Source organism: Shewanella sp. Iso12 (assembly GCF_012030025.1).
GTDB classification, from domain to species: domain Bacteria; phylum Pseudomonadota; class Gammaproteobacteria; order Enterobacterales; family Shewanellaceae; genus Shewanella; species Shewanella algae.
In genome coordinates this window covers 620915-639334 of record NZ_JAAUHW010000001.1, presented here as the reverse complement: position 1 = coordinate 639334, position 18420 = coordinate 620915, and the positions used below count along the sequence as shown (strand labels likewise).

13 protein-coding genes are annotated in these 18420 nt (G+C 53.8%); 6 read left to right on the top strand and 7 right to left on the bottom strand.

The window, feature by feature from the left end:
• Positions 1-85: 85 nt before the first annotated feature.
• Entirely contained in the window at positions 86-961 is an 876-nt protein-coding gene (locus tag HCX89_RS02820; RefSeq protein ID WP_025009392.1) for a 1,4-dihydroxy-2-naphthoate polyprenyltransferase, read from the bottom strand.
• A gap of 233 nt (positions 962-1194) precedes the next feature.
• On the opposite strand from HCX89_RS02820, the gene HCX89_RS02815 reads away from it, so the two are divergent.
• From HCX89_RS02815 to HCX89_RS02805, 3 genes are all read left to right on the top strand, one after another.
• The gene (locus HCX89_RS02815; protein ID WP_051472579.1) at positions 1195-2079 is read left to right on the top strand and encodes an SDR family NAD(P)-dependent oxidoreductase; all 885 of its coding nucleotides are present in this window, start codon (positions 1195-1197) and stop codon (positions 2077-2079) included.
• A 70-nt stretch (positions 2080-2149) separates the two neighbouring features.
• Complete coding sequence (gene tesB, locus HCX89_RS02810; RefSeq protein ID WP_025889848.1) at positions 2150-3013, top strand: acyl-CoA thioesterase II; 864 nt, start codon at positions 2150-2152, stop codon at positions 3011-3013.
• Between the two features lie 11 nt (positions 3014-3024).
• Positions 3025-3438, top strand: coding sequence for a YbaY family lipoprotein (locus HCX89_RS02805; protein ID WP_025889849.1), 414 nt, complete (start codon positions 3025-3027; stop codon positions 3436-3438).
• Between the two features lie 49 nt (positions 3439-3487).
• Here HCX89_RS02805 and HCX89_RS02800 read toward each other — a convergent pair whose 3' ends face one another.
• A complete protein-coding gene (locus HCX89_RS02800) occupies positions 3488-5494 on the bottom strand; it encodes a methyl-accepting chemotaxis protein (RefSeq protein ID WP_044734039.1) in 2007 nt (668 codons plus the stop codon).
• Positions 5495-5785: 291 nt separating this feature from the next.
• Here HCX89_RS02800 and HCX89_RS02795 point away from each other — a divergent pair, with 291 nt between their 5' ends.
• On the top strand, positions 5786-8503 hold the full coding sequence (locus tag HCX89_RS02795) for a TonB-dependent receptor (RefSeq protein ID WP_167714989.1): 2718 nt from the start codon (positions 5786-5788) through the stop codon (positions 8501-8503).
• 61 nt (positions 8504-8564) lie between these two features.
• On the opposite strand, the gene HCX89_RS02790 is transcribed toward HCX89_RS02795, so the two are convergent.
• Together HCX89_RS02790 and HCX89_RS02785 are read right to left on the bottom strand one after the other, a co-directional pair.
• Complete coding sequence (locus tag HCX89_RS02790; protein WP_167714987.1) at positions 8565-11651, bottom strand: efflux RND transporter permease subunit; 3087 nt, start codon at positions 11649-11651, stop codon at positions 8565-8567.
• Positions 11648-12751 (bottom strand): efflux RND transporter periplasmic adaptor subunit, encoded by a 1104-nt coding sequence (locus HCX89_RS02785; RefSeq protein WP_123117197.1) that lies wholly within the window; start codon positions 12749-12751, stop codon positions 11648-11650. The genes HCX89_RS02790 and HCX89_RS02785 overlap by 4 nt, the downstream gene beginning before the upstream one ends.
• A 221-nt stretch (positions 12752-12972) precedes the next feature.
• On the opposite strand from HCX89_RS02785, the gene HCX89_RS02780 reads away from it, so the two are divergent.
• The gene (locus HCX89_RS02780) at positions 12973-13587 is read left to right on the top strand and encodes a TetR/AcrR family transcriptional regulator (protein WP_025009386.1); all 615 of its coding nucleotides are present in this window, start codon (positions 12973-12975) and stop codon (positions 13585-13587) included.
• A gap of 47 nt (positions 13588-13634) precedes the next feature.
• A complete protein-coding gene (locus HCX89_RS02775; protein WP_167714985.1) occupies positions 13635-14525 on the top strand; it encodes a DUF6268 family outer membrane beta-barrel protein in 891 nt (296 codons plus the stop codon).
• Between the two features lie 86 nt (positions 14526-14611).
• Here the strand turns inward: HCX89_RS02775 and HCX89_RS02770 are convergent, their stop codons facing one another.
• From HCX89_RS02770 to HCX89_RS02760, 3 genes are all read right to left on the bottom strand, one after another.
• On the bottom strand, positions 14612-15175 hold the full coding sequence (locus HCX89_RS02770) for a chalcone isomerase family protein (RefSeq protein ID WP_167714983.1): 564 nt from the start codon (positions 15173-15175) through the stop codon (positions 14612-14614).
• 71 nt (positions 15176-15246) lie between these two features.
• On the bottom strand, positions 15247-15726 hold the full coding sequence (locus HCX89_RS02765; RefSeq protein WP_045282504.1) for a DUF2947 domain-containing protein: 480 nt from the start codon (positions 15724-15726) through the stop codon (positions 15247-15249).
• Between the two features lie 91 nt (positions 15727-15817).
• The gene (locus HCX89_RS02760; protein ID WP_167714981.1) at positions 15818-18271 is read right to left on the bottom strand and encodes a 6-hydroxymethylpterin diphosphokinase MptE-like protein; all 2454 of its coding nucleotides are present in this window, start codon (positions 18269-18271) and stop codon (positions 15818-15820) included.
• Positions 18272-18420: the final 149 nt, after the last annotated feature.

Genomic DNA, 18420 nt, shown 5'->3' with positions numbered 1-18420 from the left:
TAATCGCCGAACAACCAAAAGGCTTCCAACTGCATGGCAGTGGAAGCCTTTGCTATTGCTATCCCTTTGTTATTGCTTCCCTGGGTTAAATGGTAAATACCAAGCCTAAGCTGAACAGGGCACTGAACATCATGGTCAGTTTGGCTGTGCGTCCCAGCAGGGGATTCAGCGCCGCGCCCGATACTTGCGTGAAATCGCTGGACAGCCTGCGGGCCATCAGCAGCGCGAGGCCGGTCAGCAGCACAGGCAGCCCAGGCAGTAAGCCCAGCAGAAAGCCTGCGATAATCAGGCCGAAGGGTAAGTAAACCAACGCCTGATACAGCACCTTGGACTGGGCCTCACCTATGCGTACCGCCAAAGTGCGCTTGCCGGCTTTCTCGTCGGTATAGATATCGCGGGTGTTGTTAACCAGGCAGATGGCGGCATTGAGCAGGCCCACGGCGCTACCCAAAATCCAGGCTGCGGTGCTGGTATCACCGGCCTGCAGATAGTAGCTGCCGACAACGGCTACCAAGCCAAAAAAGATAAAGGCCGCCACTTCGCCAAGGCCGTGTGAGGCCAGCGGGTATGGGCCGCCGCTGTAACCCAGGGCGCCCATAATGGAAGCCGCCGCCAGAATGGCAATCGGCCAGCCTCCGTGCCAAATGAGGAAAGACCCCACTACCAATGCCAGCAAGAGGCAAAAAATCATCGCGTTGCGTACTTTCTGCGGATCGAGCAAGCCACTCTGGGTGACCCTTATCGGCCCCAGTCGCTCCTCGGTATCTATACCGTTTTTAAAATCAAAATAGTCATTGGCCAGATTAACTGCAATCTGCAGCAACAGGGCACAGACCATGGACGCCACTGCAATGGCCCAACTGAAGCTCTCCAGTTGCAGAGCCAGTATGTTGCCTATCAGCAAGGGTCCTATCGCCGCAGGCAAGGTGCGCGGCCGTGAGGCTAAAATCCAGGGGTTCATCTTGTCCTTTCTTCAGAGTTAAAGACGGAAAAACAAGCTAAGGATACCAATTTTCCACTTGAAAGTTAGCACAATCGGATAAATGCATTTAACAGAGTTTGAGTCAGCGCACATTTGTACCCGTGCGGATTAAAAAAATGCAGCCATAATCAAATTACCCTAGGGTTTTATGTGTTCTTATTGTTAAAGAATACCCGGTATTTCATGGGCTTAATGCTAATGCAGAGGTTAATATGATGGGGTTTGGGGGCAGGACAGCCCTTATCAGCGGTGCCGCCTCGGGCTTGGGGCGGGCTTTTGCCATAGGATTGGCACAAAGGGGCGCCAGCCTGGCGCTGCTGGATATCGACAGCTGTAAAGATACCTTGAATGCGCTTTCTGCTTTGGGGGCCGATGCCAAAGCCTGGCAATGTGATGTTGCCGACGAACAGCGGGTAGCCAAGGTGTTGCAGGAAGCCTGCGACCACTTTGGCACGATAGAGCTGCTGGTGGCCTGCGCCGGGATCCACCATCCCTGCTCATTTGAAAAGTTGACTGCCAAACAGTGGCGACGGCAGTTGCAGGTGGATCTCGATGGCAGTTTCTTCCTTTGTCACGGCCTCTGGTCGCGAATGAAGGCACAGGAGTATGGCCGGATCCTGCTGCTCGGCGGTGTCAGCGGTGTTTTCGGCGATCTATTCGAAAGTGCCTGGGCCAGTGCCAAGATGGCTTTGCTTGGATTAACCAATAGTCTCAGTCGTGAAGGCAGTATTCACAATATCCGCGTGAACAGCCTCTGCCCCATGGTCACTACACCCATGACGGAAAAACATCTGGCACTGCCGGTGCAACCCCTGTTTGGGGTGAATGCACCTTTGGCTGCCGGGTTGTTTCTGCTCAGTGAGCAGGCGCCTAATGGCCAGCATCTTTTGGCGGCGGCCGGCAGTATCAGCCGAGTGAGAATGGCTGAAACCGAGCCGGGTTATTTCCATGCCGGCGCCTGTACGCCTGAGCTTTTGGCCAGAGCATGGCCGGAGCTGAGTGTGGCCACTCCGCTGGGATTCAGCGACAGCGGAGAGGCACAAATCGTCAAATGGGCCAGGCAGGCCGCTGCCGAGCATGATATAGAGATAGAATAAAGGCTTCTGGTCACGAAGGGCGGTTCTGGGTTAATCTTTGCGGTATATGTCAGCCAGTTAACAGAATTTTATGAGCCAGGTTTTAGATGATCTCTTGTCACTGCTCGCGCTTGAACAGATAGAAATTGGACTTTATCGGGGCCAGAGCCAGGATCTGGGTTTTGGTCATGTGTTTGGCGGTCAGGTCATGGGCCAAGCCCTCAGCGCTGCCCGTCGCACTGTGCCGCAAGAGCGCCAGGTGCATTCACTGCATTCCTATTTTTTACGGGCAGGCGATGAAAAGTTGCCGATAGTCTACGAAGTCGAAAACATGCGTGATGGCGGCAGTTTCAGTGCCCGTCAGGTGAAGGCGATTCAGAAAGGGCGGCCGATTTTCTACATGACCTGTTCCTTCCAGGAGCCGGAGGAGGGTTTCAGCCACCAGGCAGAAATGCCGGAGGTTCCCGGCCCTGAAGGGATACTCAATCAGCAGGAATTGGCGATGACCATGAGGGACAAGGTGCCCGCCAGAATGCTGGAGAAGTTTATGGCCGATGCCCCCATCGAGATGCGCCTGGTCAATCCGCTCAACCCTGTGGCACCTGCGGCGACTGAACCTGTACGCCATGTTTGGCTGCGGGCCAATGGCGCCTTGCCGCCTGAGCATGAAATGCACGATTACCTGCTGGCGTACGCTTCGGATTTCAACTTTTTGGTGACGGCAGCTCAGCCTCATGGGGTGTCATTTCTGACCCCAGGGATGCGGATGGCCACCATAGATCATTCACTCTGGTTCCATCGTCCGGTCAATATGGGCGAGTGGTTGCTGTATGCCATAGAGAGCCCCAATGCCAGTGGTGGCCGGGGTTATGTGAGAGGGCAGTTCTTCAACCAACAGGGAGAACTAGTGGCTTCGGCCACTCAGGAAGGCCTGATACGTATGACTGCCAAATAAGGGAATGAAAGATGATTAAATATGTAAAAGGGCTGGTCGTTGCCGCCGGGATAGTCTTTCTCGGTGCCTGTGTTACGGTTGACCCCAAGGCACCGGTTATCGTCAACGGGGCGGCGGGCTACCTGGAAAGAGTGGCCTTGCCTCAAGGCTCAAGTATCACAATTGCCATCATAGATTTGGATACCCCAGGGGTAATCGTGGCGCAAAAGAGCTTTGATATTGCCAGGGCGCCGGTGCCGTTCAAATTCATTTTGCCGGCGGAAACCGTTGAGTCCAATGTCAACTATGGTGTGGTGGCCATGATCCAGTATCAGGGGCGAGTGATATTCCAGACCTATGACAGATACCCTGTGATCAACAATGACAAATTTACCACCGAAGTGCTGATGAAGGCGGTGCCTTTACCGCAATTGGATCAGCGTTAAGCGTTGCCGCAGGATATGAAAAGGCGCCACTTGGGCGCCTTTTTACTTGTTACACTCTGAAAATACTTATCTGTTTCTTCAAGGCGGCGGCCAGCTCGGTCAACTCTCTGGCGGAGTTGACGGTTTCTGTGGCGCGGATATCGCCTTCGCGGGCCAGATCTGTTATCTGGTGCAGATTACGGGTGACTTCATCGGCCACCGCGCTTTGCTGCTCTGTGGCACTGGCAATACTGCTGACAGATACCGCCAGATCGGCAATCCGCTGGGCAATGGCGGTCAACTGATTGTTGGCTTCCTCTCCCTGCTCGGCGGAGCGATTACCCAACTGATGACTCTGATCCATGCGTGTAGCCGTGTCCTTGACCTTGGCCTGCAGCGAGGTGATGGTCTGGCCGATTTCCGAAATCGATGCCTGAGTGCGGCTTGCCAGAGTGCGCACTTCATCGGCCACCACGGCAAAACCGCGCCCTTGTTCGCCGGCGCGGGCGGCTTCGATGGCGGCGTTCAGTGCCAGCAGGTTGGTTTGCTCGGCGATGCCATTGATAACTTCAGTGATGGTGTTGATGGCTTCACTCTCTTTGGCTACCCCTTCGACGGCGGTATGGCTCTCGCTTAACTGTCTGCTGAGGGTTTCCAGCCCTTGCACCACCTGGGTCAGTTGCTGGTGTCCGGCGCGGGAGGCTTCATCTACCTGCTGGCTCTGGTTGGCGCTTTCACCGGCGTGGTTGGCCACATCGCGTATCGAAGTGGACATCTCCTCAATGGCAGTCGCTATCTGATCGGTTTGAGCCATTAGCGCCTGGGCTTCATCGCCGTTGAGACGGGCAACTTCCTGGGCCTGTTCGGCCTGGTATTCCAGAGTTTGTACTGAGCCCTGCAATGCCTGGATCAGCTGTTTCAGTCCCTGGGTCATTTCGGTGACGCTGTTGCTTATCCGTACCACTTCGTTTTCGCTGCGGCTGTCTAGCTTGGGCAGATCATTGCTGAAGTCGCCTTTGCCCAGGTTTTCCATGTGGCGCTGCAAGGTTTGCAGTGGTCTGACAGTGCGTACCAGCACGACAGAGAGCAGGGCGGTGATCACCAGAATACCAATCACGGCAACCAGGGCGTTGATCAGTAAAAGAGTCTGGCTTTCCTCATTCAACTCGGCGGCTTTGACCTGACCAATAAGCTCCCAGTTCCAGCCGGGAATGGTAGCGCTGTAGGCAATCATCTCCACGCCTTTGCTGTTGTGATAGCCCTTGACCCCTTCACTGTTCATCAGCTCATCGAGTGGCAAGCCATCGAGCTCTGCCTCTGTCACGGTTTGTCCCTGAGCCAGGCTGGGATGAGCCACCACCACCTTGTCGGCGCGGCGCAGCAGCAGGTAGTTGCCGCTTTCTTCCAGGCGCAGCTGTTTGACCGACTGCTGCAACTGCACCAGAGAGTCACTGATGTCGAAGCCTATATAGAGAATACCTATCACTGACCCTTGAGCATCCTTGACTGGACGGTAAACCGTCATATAGTCGCGGCCGAACAACTTGGCATAGCCCTCATAGACCTGACCCTGAATAAGTTTTTGATAGCCCGGGTGTTTTGTTCCCAAATAAGTCCCCAGAGCGCGGCTGCCATCGGCCTTTTTCAGTGAGGTGGCAATACGTAGAAAGTCATCGCCGTCACGAACGAACACGGTGGCATTCCCGCCTGTGAGGTTGGCATATCTGTCGACTTTACTGCGGGAGGAGTTGAGCTGCTCCTTTTCATGCATCAATGCCGGGGTATCTATCCCCAGGACTCTGACAGTTTTGTTTTCCGGTTTATGGAATTGGCCTGGATACATGGCCCTGAATACATCGGCATTGCGACGGGCCAGGGACAACAGGCTCTCGTATTGCAATGCCAGCAGATCATCGACCCCATGGATCTGTTGCTCCATGGCGGTTATCGCTTTCTCTTTCAAGGTCGATGAGGCTGTCAGGTAGGAGATGCTACTCAGGATGCCAAACACCAAAATCGTCAGCACAAAAGCCAGTGTGCCGATCTGTTTGGCGATAGGCCAGTTGCGGTAATTCATTATCGTTATTCCTGTATGACCGGTTTGTTGAACTTTATCTCATTCACGTTAAACAAGTTTTGACCTGAATCTAACTATGGGCTCGCCCCTTTATTTTAGAGGAAGCTTGATTACAGCAGTACAGTTTGGGCAAGTTTTTAGTTCTTTATATTGTATACAAAATAAAGTATGTGATATAAAAGTTGCGGTTTTGTTACCGCTACAGGTTAAAACAAAAGTGGGGCAAGCCAGGGAGTAGAAGGATAAATAGAGCTAACTGATTGATTAATATTAGAGGAAGGGAGAACGAGTATGAGAATGCAGCCATTGGCTATCGCCATTTCCTGCCTGTTGGGGGCTTCGGCATCGGCTTGGGCCGAACAGAGCGCGGCGGAACAGGTGGAACGGATTGAAGTCACAGGGTCGAGGATTAAGCGTGTCGATATGGAAGGCGCGACCCCGATCACCACTATTACCGCCGATGAGCTGGCCAAGTCCGGGTTTGCCACGGTCGGCGATGCCTTGCGTTCCTCCAACCTCAACGCCTTCGGTTCCTGGGGCGGTGGTTCCAACAATGGTTGGGGTTCCCAGGCTACGGTACAACTCAAAGGGGCTTCGGCCTTCAATACGTTGACGCTGCTGGATGGCAAACGTATGGCCAAGTCCCCCGTGCTGGATGGAGGCGCGGCCAACATCAATACTATTCCGATGGCGGCGGTCGAGCGGATTGAGATACTGACAGACGGCGCCTCGGCGATTTACGGTACAGACGCCATTGCCGGTGTGGTCAATATTATTCTCAAGAAGGACTTCGAGGGTATCCAGCTGGACGGTCGTATGGACAGGCCCAGCAATGAAGGCGGTGAGTCCTCCAATCTGTCGTTCACCGGTGGACTCAATTCCGATAAGGGCCACCTGGTGTTCACCTTTGAACACTATGAGCAGAAACCCATCATGCAGTCGCAGCGCTGGTTTACCCAACCCTTTGTGGTACCGGGTGGCGATGCATCCGACTATCAGGATTGGGTCAATATTTCGCCCACCGGCAGGGTGCTGACCCAAGGGGCGGCAGGAAACTGGGTTTATTCGGCTCCCTTTGCCAACAGTGACAGAGACTGCGCCGATGTTTATGGTGACAAGTTTGTCGGTGTGCTGAACGACAGCGATTATCCCGGCGATACTCTGTGTGCCTATGACTATACCAAGGCCGCAGCCACTACAGTGGATCAGAGCCGCAACAATACCCTGTTGCACTATACCTATGAGCTGAGTGATTCACTGCAACTGACGGCCAGAGCCTATTGGGCCGCCAATGAAACCCGGGATATTTCGGCGCCGGTCCCGGCCTGGATCAGCATTCCCAATGGTTTACCCGTCTATACCACGGCCGAGGGGCTCGAGTTGGTTGAGCTGATGGCCGACCCTTCTGCCGGAATGAACTTTCGCTTCGATACCGCGGGTGACAGGGTCGCCGAGCATCATGACAACATCTTTGACTATCTGCTGGCGCTCAACGGCACTGCCGACTTTATCAGTTGGGATCTTGCATTCAACTACAATAAATACAGCAACTTCACTTGGGGGACTGGCTATCAACTCAAGGGCGCCAGCTCAGATCTTATCGGCCATTGGGACACAAACAGCAACAGCTTTGTCGGCTGGGACCCCAGAGACCCGAATTCCTCTATGCCCGGGGGCGCTACCGCCAACTATGATAAGCGCATGACGGCTACCTATCTGGATATCAATGGCGGCGCTTCCATGGATTTGTTCGAGCTGCCAGGTGGCTTCAGTGCCTTGTATATCGGCGCTTCCTATCGTGAAGAATCACTGGATTCCAAGGTGGATGCCTTGGCCGAGGCCGGCATGATAACCGGCGGCAACGGTGGCAGTGGCGGCGAGGGTGAGCGTGAAGTTTGGGCTACCTACTTCGAGCTTATGTTGCCACTGTTTGACTCGCTGGAGTTGAATCTGGCCGGGCGCTACGATGATTACTCGGATTTCGGCGGCACCTTCAACCCCCAGTTGTCGCTGCGTTATCGGCCGTTGGAGTCCTTGATGTTGAGGGCATCCTGGGGCACAGGATTCAGAGCGCCGACTCTGTCGGATCTCTATCAGGGCACCAGCGAAAGCTATGGCGATATTACCAACTACCTGAGTTGTTACGATAATCAGGAAGATATCGACTCTTGCAGCCGCACCGACAATGCACCGACCTTGACAGGCGGCAATCTGGAACTCGAAGCCGAAGAGTCTGAATCCTACAATCTGGGGCTGGTATGGGATATCAATGACAATTTCAATGTCTCGGTAGATTATTGGTCGCTGGAGATCACCAATATGATCGAAGAGTTGTCAGCCAGTGAAATCGTCCGCACCCAGGCAAGACTCTGGCAGGCGGCAGATGCCCAGGGGCAGCCCAGACCCGATGTCAGCGATATCTATCCTGGCACTGCGATTTCCCGCTTGGGTAATGGCCGTATCGATTATGTGCAGAGTCAGAAACTCAATCTCGGCCGCAGTGAGCGTGAGGGGCTGGATCTTAGCTTCAGTGGCACTCTGGAAACAGAGTTTGGTGACTGGAAGTTGGGCCTCGGCTGGTCACACTACTTCAAGTATACCTATACCTATGCCAGCGCCGGAGAACAGGTGCTGGGGGATGATGTCGCCGGGCGAGAGGGCACCCCGGAGGACAGATTGAATCTGACGCTGGACTGGAACTATGGCGACCATGCCGTCAGCTATTTCAGTAATTTTATCGGCAGCCAAACCAGCTGGGATGTTCTTGATGACAGTTGGGATCCGGCGACGGGGCAAACTATTGATGACGGCAAGCTCTATGAACTCGACAGTATCTGGTATCACAACCTCAGTTACACCTATACCTTGCCCTGGAACAACAGCTTGTCGCTGGGGGTAACCAACCTCACCGATGAGGACCTAGTGCTGGCCTACGACGGCAGCTATAACTCCAACCTGTACGATATCCGGGGTCGAACCTACTGGGCCGGCTTCCGTCAGGCGTTTTAACGCCGCTCCCTTGATCCTCGTTGGATCTTCAGGCACACCCGTTAGGGTGTGCCTTTTTTGATCAATATTGGTTCGCCATCGCCAAATCGCGGGAGCATTCGGGCCGAGGTTTCAGCCATAGAGAGTAGACCACAGGTACCCAAACCAGAGACAAAAGGGTGGTCAGTGCCGTGCCTCCGGCAATGGCTATGGCAAAGGGGGGCCAAAAACCGCCGCCACCCAGAATAAGTGGCAGAAAGCCGCCTACTGTAGTGATGGTGGTTGAACCTATATGACGACTGCAACTCATCACCCCGGCGAGAATGACTTCGGTGTCGCCGGCGCGTGCCATAGGCTCGGACTCGAGTTCTGCCAGGATCACTATGGCGGCATTGATAGCCAGGCCCATCAAGCCCAGCAGACCTATTATCACGGTAAAGCCAAAGGGATAACCCAGAGCCCAGACCGCCAGCAGCCCAAGCCCCGCCGATTGCAGGGCGCTGAGCAGAATGATTCCCGTCAGCCTGAAGGAGTTGAAAGAGAGTACCAGCACTGTCAGCAATGCGGCGATCACCAAGACGATATTGGAGAGCAGATTACCCACGGCTTCATCACGCTTGGCACTCTCACCGCCTATCTCTATTCGGTAGGAGGCGGGCAGTTTAAGCTCGGCCAGTTTGGGTTTGACTCGCTCCAGCACTTTTTGCGGCAGCACGCCAGAGGCGATATAGGCTTCGAGAATATTGACCCGCTGGCCATTATAGTGAGGAATGGCGCCGCGACTGGCATTGACATGGCTTTGACTCACGGCCGAAAGTGGAATCGACTCACCATTGGGCGACAGCAGACTTATCTGTGACAGCCTGGATTGCTGCTCGCCGACACCGGCACCCAGCTTGACTCTCACCGGCAGCGATTCGGTTTGCTCCAGCAGGCTGCCGCCTGTGATGCCTGTGGTGGACATCTGAATCTGCGAGGCGATTTCTCCCAGACTCAGGCCGGCCATCAAGCTGGCATCTTCATCGAGCTGCAGCCACACCTTGGGCGCCCCCGGGCTCAGGGTTGCCCGGGTATGGATCACATCCCGGGTTTCGGCCAACATTCGCCGCACCTCATCCCCAAGCTCGGCCAACCTATCGAGGTTGGGGCCATAAAGCCTCAACTCCACAGGGGCGTTGAAGGGAGGGCCCTGCTCCAGTTTACGCACCAGGATCTGCGCATCCGGATAGTCCTTATCCAGCCGCTGCTGCAACTCGGGGATTAAGCGGTTGGCGGTGCGAAAGTCGCGGGTCCTTACCATTGCCTGGGCGTATTGGCTGGCACCTTGCTGCTTTTGAGTCAGGTTGTAGTAGAAGGAGGGCACGTTCCCGCCTATGACCCAATTGACGCTTTCTATGCCGTCAGTACTGCGCAGCTCACTATCGAGCTGTTTGACCCTCTGCTCCGTTCTCGCCAGGCTGGCATGGGGCGAGAGGTAGAGCTCCAGCTGGAACATGTTTCTGTCCGATGGCGGGAAAAACTGCTCTGTCATCTGCCCGGAGGCCACAAAGCCTGTCAGCGGCAAGATACCAATCAGCAGCGCGGCAGTTTTCGGGTAATCAAGCGCCAGTTGCAGAGTCTGGCGATAGGCTCTGGCAAGCCTTGGCAGATTCACTCCGTGGTGGTACCAGCGGTTGTTGTCCCTGGCGCGGCTAAAGCGTCCGGCGAGACCGGCTATCAGGGTGTGGGAGATGAGGTAGGAGCCGAGCAGGGCAAAGATCACCGAAATGGCAATGCCACCGACAAACTCGCCGGCGGCGCCCGGCATCAGCACTATCGGCGCGAATGCCAGCATGGTGGTGATGGTGGAGCCGGCGAGCGGCAGCCACAGGTGCCTGATGGTGGCATTGACCGCCTGCAGCTTGCTCATTCCTTCGCGGCGACGCTGGGCAATGGCATCGACAATCACAATGGCGTTATCCACCATGATCCCCAGGGCCACCACCAGGCCGGTGACCGACATCTGATGAATGGGCAGGCCGGTAAACTTCATGCAGGCCAGGGTAAACAGCGCCGTCAGTGGCAGCGACAAGGCGACGATAAGCGCATTGCGCATGCCAACAGTCACCAGTAGCACCAGGAGAATGAGCACAAACCCCTGCAGCAGGTTGACGAGCAACTCCTGCAGACGCTCATTGGTATATCCCTCTTGCTCAAACAGCCATTGCATGCGGATATTGGCGGGGAAGCCCTGTTCCAGCTCGGCAGCAACCTGGCGGACTTGTTCACTCCAGATATCCACCCGAGTGTTGTTGAGCATGCGGGCGGCCACCATGATGCCGGGCTCACCGTCCTGCAGCGCCAGATTATCCGGCGGATCCTTGGGCTGGCGGCTGATAACGGCGATATCGCCAAGGCGGATCAGTTGCCCGAAACTGTCGGTCTTCAGCGGCACCTGGCGGATACGCTCCAGCGAGTCCAGTTCACCGGAAACTTCCACCAATGCCCGGAAGCTTTGGTTGTTGATTTCACCGGCCGACACCTTGGTATCGGCCTGATTGAGAATTCCGGCAACGGCTCCCGGTGTCAGTCCGAGACGATTGATACGCTCGCCATCCAGCGTTACCAGAATTTCCTCCGTTGGCGCGCCATAGAGTTTGACAAAGTCTGTGCCGTTCAAGAGCCGCAGTTTGCTTTGCAACTCTTTGGCGTAACGGCTGAGAATGTCGGGGCGCGCTTCACCGCCGCCGTGCCATCCCAGGCCTATGATGGCGGTGTAGGCGTAACCCAGCTGATCGTCCAGTACCGGCGGATTGACACTCTGTGGCAGGCGGCCGCTGCTATCGGCCAGCAGATCTCTGGCTCTCGACCAGACCGGCTCGGTTTCTATGACGTTATCTTTGAGCTCGAGTTGAATCACCGAGACCCCGGGTCTTGAGGTAGACTGGATAAGCTTGAGTTCCTCAAGTCGCCTAAGCTCATTTTCCAGTACTTCAGTCACCAGTGCCTCGACCCGTTCGGCGGAAGCGCCCGGATAGCTGGTGATCACAGAGGCAAAGCGGTTGGTGATATGGGGGTCTTCGGTGCGTGGCAGGCTGGAAATGGCGCCGAGTCCGGCAACCAACAACAGGGCTATCAACAGGCTGGCGAGGCGGCCATTCTCGACAAAAGCCTTGATAACAGCGTTCATTGTCCACCTCTTGCGGTCAATGCCGCTCCCGGTGAGACCCTTTGCCCGGCAACCAGTTTATGCAGGCCTGTGGTGACAAACTGCTCTCCCGGGCTGATGGCACCGGTAATAAAGGCGTTGTCGCCTTCGGTATAGAGAATTTCCACATCGCGGCGCTGCAGTTTAAACCCTTCGACATCTTGCTTGAGCACGTACAGATTCCACAGACCGCGAATACCGTCGGTGAGCGCCGATACCGGAACCCAGTAGCCTTCACGGGGAACTTCACGGCGGTACTGCAAATAAGCCAGTTCGCCATTGATAGGTGTCGTTTCCGATGTGGGGGTGATGCTGAACCTGAGCTGCACTGTGCGGGTGACCGGATTGATTTGGCCGCTGATCCCTTGCAGTTGGGCTTGATAGTAGTGTTCGGCAACTCTGAGACTGAGAATGGCTCCCGGTTGCAACTGCTCGGCAATATTCAGCGGCACACCTATCAGTGCCTGCAGATTGTCGCTCTGCACCAGGGTAAAGACCGGGCTGCCCAGGGCGATTACTTCGCCGAGATTATGCTCTCTTGCGGCTATCACACCGGCAAAGGGGGCGATGAGAAGCGATTTCTGCCGCTTGAGCTCATTGGCCTTCAGTGAGGCTTCCAGCCTGGCGTGCCCGGCTTCCAGGCTGGCCAGCTTGCCTTTGAGCTCGTCGAGTTGCTGCTCGGAAAGATATTGTTTGGCACTGAGCTCCAGTGAGCGTTTCAACGTTGCCCTGGCCAGCGAGATATCGGCCTGATTCTGATCCAGTGCCGCCTGTAATTCGGTCTGCTCGGCTTCCAGCAAGCTGGTATCCAACTGTGCCAACAATTGTCCGGGTTTAACTCTGTCACCTGTATCTACCAGGAGTTTTTGCAACTTGCCTGCGAGTTCGAAACCTATGCCTGTGGTATTGCCGGCTCGTATGCTACCACTGAATTGCTGCAGCTTGGTGTATCCTGGCTTTAACACAAGATTGGCACTGTTGACCACTGGGGGCTTGGTTTCACTGTGCTCAGATGGCTGTGGTTGGCAGGCGGATAGGGATAATAACAAAGTGAGGGTGGCAACCAGCGCACCGCTGCCCAGGCTCCTGTGGCTGACGTACTTGGTTTCAGGCCGGGGTACCTTGGGTTTTCCGGCGTCCTTGATGGTCTGTTGCAACGTCCTCTCCCTGCTTTGACTGATAATTGTTATTGATAGGTTAAACTGGACTTACTAGTCTAGTTTGATGGAACTGGACTGTCTAGTCTATTTTGTGGTCTAATGCATTCCAAGGCGTTGCCGAATTAGGTACTAGTTATAACGATATGAATACTCAGCAATTAAGTCGTAGTGAACAGAAGAGGGCTCAGATACTGGAAGCCGCAATCGAGCTCTTCTGCGCTCAAGGGTTTCCCAATACCAGCATGGATGAAGTGGCTAAAACCGCCGGGGTGTCGAAGCAAACGGTTTACGCTCATTTTGGTTGTAAGGATGAGCTGTTTGTGGCGGCCATTGAATCCAAGTGCGTGGTTCGCCAGATTGCTGAAGTGCTGTTGGCCGACGCTGCCCGGCCGGAGCAGGCGCTGGCGGTGTTTGCTGAGTATTTCGGCGAGCTGATCGTCAGTGAGGATGCCATTACGGTTTATCGCGCCTGTGTTTCCCAGGTGGATACTCATCCAGAACCGGCGCAGCTTTATTTCGATGCCGGACCCGAGTACATGTTGGGTCTGTTGGTGGATTTCTTTACCCAGGTTGAGCGTCATGGCGGGTATCACTTCGGCAACAAGCGTCAGGCCGCGGTGAGGCTGAGCCTAATGTTGTTTGGTGAGCTGCGGCTCAGAAAAGAGTTGGGGCTGGATACAGGGCAACTCGAGGCGCAACACAGGGATTATTGCATTGAAACGGCGGGATTGTTTCTCAAAGCGCATAGGTTGGAATAGCGTACTGTTATAATTGGGCTTTTCTCTGAACGGCAAAAGGACATGAAATGAAAAAAACGGCCGCATTTATCTTACTGGGCGCTATCAGTGCCAGCACCGGATTGTTGGCCGCAGAGGCTCCAACCTCCCGCTATACCCTGAGCCTGGCGGCCATTGAAAATGCCGATACGGATATTGACGGTGGCGGAGAGCTGGGACGCCGCAGCTATCTTCTGGGCGCGCGCGGAGATTGGCAACTGGATGAACGTTGGGGTCTGGGTGTCAGCCTTGGCTATGACAAACTGGATTGGGATTTCTCTGCTTTGCCAACCAATGGCGCCAGTGATATGGCTTTTGCTGCCAGTCAGTTTGACTCGGCCCAGCGTTACTCGGCTTCTGTCAGCCTGAGATATACCCTGAACCGGCATTGGAGTCTGATGCTGGCGCCTCAGTTGCAGTATGCTTACAGTGATGAGGTTTCCTCTTCTGATGCCAGAAGCTATGGTGTCATCGCCGGCGCGGTTCACAGGTTTGATTCGGGTAACATGTTGGGTTTTGGGGTTGCTTATCTCAATGATATCAGTGAGGTAAGAACTGTTCCTTACTTGCTTATCGATTGGCAACTCAGTGACAGATGGCGGGTGGGCAACCCATTTCAGGCAGGTTTTACCGGTCCGGCCGGGATAGAGTTCAGTTATCGGATTTCGCCTGAGATGGAGCTGGGGTTGGGGTCATCTCATCGGACTGAGCGGATTTTGGTGGGGGAAAACGAACAGACACTGGAGCTGACGGAAATCAGCAGCTTCGCCCGTTTGGGCTGGCGGCTGGGACAAGGGTTCAATCTCAACGCCTATGTGGGTTACTTCATCAACCCCGAGCTTGAGTTGAGCGAGCCGGAGATCAAGCGAGAGTTGGATAACTATCTGGCTGGCGCTGTCCATCTCAGCTATAGTTTTTGATTGACTTGCCCGCAGGAGCGGGCAAGTTTCATCGATTAAACCGGGTCATTCGCTAAGCTATTGGCCCGGGAAATTCATTCAGAGGCTCAGTTAGCCAGCATCGCTTTTTTCAGGCTGCTCTGGGCCGGTTCATCGCCAAGCCAAATGTTCAGCAGCGCGCGGCGAAAGTTTTCTCCGGCGATGGTGTCCTGCAATTCACCGTTCTTATAGGCACTGACACCATTTTCCTGGCTGGTATACAGGAGAAAGGTATCGCCTTCTTTGATCTCTTCCTGAAACAGGCTCATAAAACGGTCGATATCGGCCTGTATGGCCTCAGTTTTACCGCCTGTTGCGTCATCGAAACCTTCAGTAATCGCCGAGCGCATCTTATCTGCGGTGATAAGACCCGAGACTATCTTTAAGCTGACTGCTGCCTGTGGCTGCTCCAATACATCGGCTGTGGTAGTCGCCTTAGCAGGCAGATAGAGCCCGCCTATGTAGAGATCCATAAAGAATTTGCTGCGTACCCCGGCACCATTGAGCTCAAGCGGGGTTGCTGCCTGAATGCTGAGGGTTTCCGGGATATTTTCACCGGCAATTTCGCGGGCATTGATTGTGGTGGATAGAGACAATCCCAACAGCAGGGCGGTTAAGGCTATTTTTTTCATTTTGCTCTCTTGGTCGCTTGTATCTTAATGAACTGACAAGGGTTTTATTGTTGATTGAACGCTTGTCAAAACTATCCGCGTAGGCCCATTTTGAAGTTGCCATCCTGACTGAACCAGACGGCTTGCTTGTGTTTGGGGCTTATCAGTAAGGGACCATCGTCGAAAAACAGAAAGCATTTCCAGTTCCGGGCGAAGACTTCCCAGCATGTTTGGATCACCTGATACTTTTCATAACAGAAATATACAGGGGCATCCGCCGGCCAGTCGATGAATTCGGCCAGAGGTTCCGGCAGGCTGTTGTCTTCACTGTCCCAATGGCTTTGCCAGTATTCCGTTTGATGCCAGGTGGAACTGCGGCTGGCCCAGTCGCCCTTGGTAAAATCCTCGGCGCAGCTGCTCTTATTGCTTATCCAGCGATTCCACACTTCCATGGCACTCTTCTGATCCAGCGGCAATATGGCCGCCTTGTCCTGGTCACTGACCGGTAGATCCTTATGGTTGAAGATCCATTTGCGGCGATACTGATCGAGTGGAATATAGCTGTGATTCAAGTTTTGTTCTCCGGAACTGCGCTTATTTGCCGGGGCATTATAACGGTGGCGAAAGGGGAAAAGAAAGGCCGCAGGAAACGGCCTTTGGCGTTTAGTTTCTGTTTTGCAGTTCAGTTAATCCCTGCTTGGCGCTGAGATTATCCGGGTCAAGCTCCAGTACTTTATGAAACGCCGTGACTGCGGCTTCATCCTGCTGCACTGCCTGCATGAACTGCGCTAACTTCAGCCATACCTGCAGATCCTGCGGATATTTACCTAGATAATCCAGATAGGTTTCCAGTGCCTGTTGCCCTTTACCACTGAGACGTAAAACGTGGGCATATTGCGGCAGAAAACTGTCATTCAAGTGGCTTAATTCCGCCAGAGTGGTTTCGGCCAGAGGCAGCAGGTTGAGCTGCAGCGCCAGCACTGAAATCATTCTGAGCTCGGTTTCGGTTGTTTGTTGATGATCTATCTGTTGCAGTGCATGCAGTGCTTGTTCCGGGGCTTGTTTAAGCACCTCCAAATTGGCCTTGGCCAGCCAATAGAGGCGTTTGAGCTCGGGTTTTTCCGGCAGTACGGACTCCAAATACAGTGTCATTTGTTGCAGACCGTGGCGATGCTGCTGGCTCTTGAGCAACATTATTTTGTCAAACACCTTGTCTTGAGTATTTCTGGCGGCAAGGACCTTGCGATAAACTTGGCGTGCAGTAGTCAACATCCCGTGGAAGTTCTTCTCGAGTTCATCGGCCAGAGTTTGCTCCTTAGGCCGTATTTGATGGCTTCGTCGCCAAATATGCACTCTGCCTGGGGTGTTATCCTGCTGCCACTGCTTGGCCAGTGACTCGAGTTTGGCATCCGGGCTGAGTTCTTCTTGGCGGGATTTCACCCGGATTAAGGCGTTGTCAACAAGCCCGCCCAAGTGCTTGGCGATGACACAATAAGCCTGGTAGTAGTCCAGGTTCATCTGCTGCATTTGGGTTTGAGTCCACTCGTCGCTGCTGCGAGCGGTTAGAAATGCTGAAAATTCCCGATAGCCATAAAATTTGATCAGTTGAGCCATGTCACTGAAGTCTTTGTTGAGTTTGGCTTCGGTGGTCTGCAGTTGCTTTAACAGTTTGTTCGAAGGGGCTTTTGAATTGATTTCAGCCTGACAGGCTTTGAATGCCTTTTGGGTAAGGTTTTCAATTCGGGTCAACTTTTGCTTTGCCTGTTCGAGTTGTTGAAAACAAAGTTGCAGATCGGCTTTCTTATTTACTTGTTTCAAGTCTGAGCTTGAAATCCGCTCTGACAATGGTTTTTTGCTCTGTGGTAGTTTTATGTTCTCGCGAGAGCAAAAGCCAATGCCCGCTATTCTGGCGGCGTCCTCGGAAAGGTTTATATATTCATGCTGGGGATGGGCGGCGATTTCATCTTCAATCGCCTGCCTGGCATGGAGTAACTGAAGAGGGGTCTCTGCCAGATAGCCGCTGTAGGTTTCTACCCATTCACAAATGCCGCCAATATTGGGGCCTCGTTTGGCTTCCAGAGTACCGGATGCGTGAGAAACGCCTTGCCTTGAGAAACACAGATCCATGCCGGTAAACAGAATTTGGCTAAAACCCATCTCTATTGCCAATAACAGGGCGCTGTTGGTGACAGTTGGGCCTTGAGTGATGATATTGCAGTGATGGGTTTGCCATGGGAAGCGGTCACCCAGATAGAGGTTTTTTCCGGCCCATTGGCCCACTATCCAAGGGTGGGCGTGGTAGGAGTGAACCAAGAGAAAATCTTCGGGGTATTGCATCATCTCTTTGCTGACATCAAAACTGAATGCCTGTGGATCCACAGTCACGACTATGTCAGGTTTTATCCCGTGAGAGATGAGCTTGGCGGCGATGCGGGAAACCGCGAATATGGTCATTCTCTGTTGATTGGCCTTGAGCCAATCAAGCTGTTGATCCATTGAAGGACCACCTGCGACTATAATGGCGGTTTCCCCTTCAAATTGCCCTCGCAGTACCTCAGCCGGGGAGTGATTATCGCAGATGTTTTCCAGTTGTCGCTGCACAAACTCTTTCTGGTTGTAGTTGACACCCTGATTGAAGCGTTCGTGATCCAATGCCTGCGCAATAGCACTTTTTAACAAAATATACTCGGGAAGCGTCTCGGCTGCTGCGGCCATAGAGTGGTAATGGCGGTATTGGCCTTTGGCGATACAAATATCATTACCGGCTTGTTTGAGTATCTCGGGCAATTCGGCTTCTGTGGTGATCCATAACTTACTTTTGAGTGAATCAGGGAGGTCAATATTGAGTAGGCTCAACACTTCTGGCAGTTCGACGAAGATAAAGCGGCTTCCGGCTGGAAGCTCCATAGACAGTATATAGTTGGCCAACAAGCCAGAATCCATACCGGTGAAGATGTAAAGGGTGTCTTCAGCGCTTAGTTGTTTGGCGAATTTATTGCGATATTGGCTTGCCGAGTCGAATTGTTCAAACATCTGCCGGTTGATCGCAGGCAGGTAGGTTTCGTTGAAACGGCTAACGGCAAAGGTATTGAGCATGGCTGATGGAGTGCTTTGCATCTGGGCCCCTGATGGCTTGGACGCCAATTGTCTGACGTTTTACTGTGCTTGAGTCCATAATCTCAAGATATGTGCCAGTTTTCAAAGAGGTGAAGTGATCTCTGTATTGAAAATCGGCTTTTGACTTTGTCTCCTAAGTTTTTGTTATA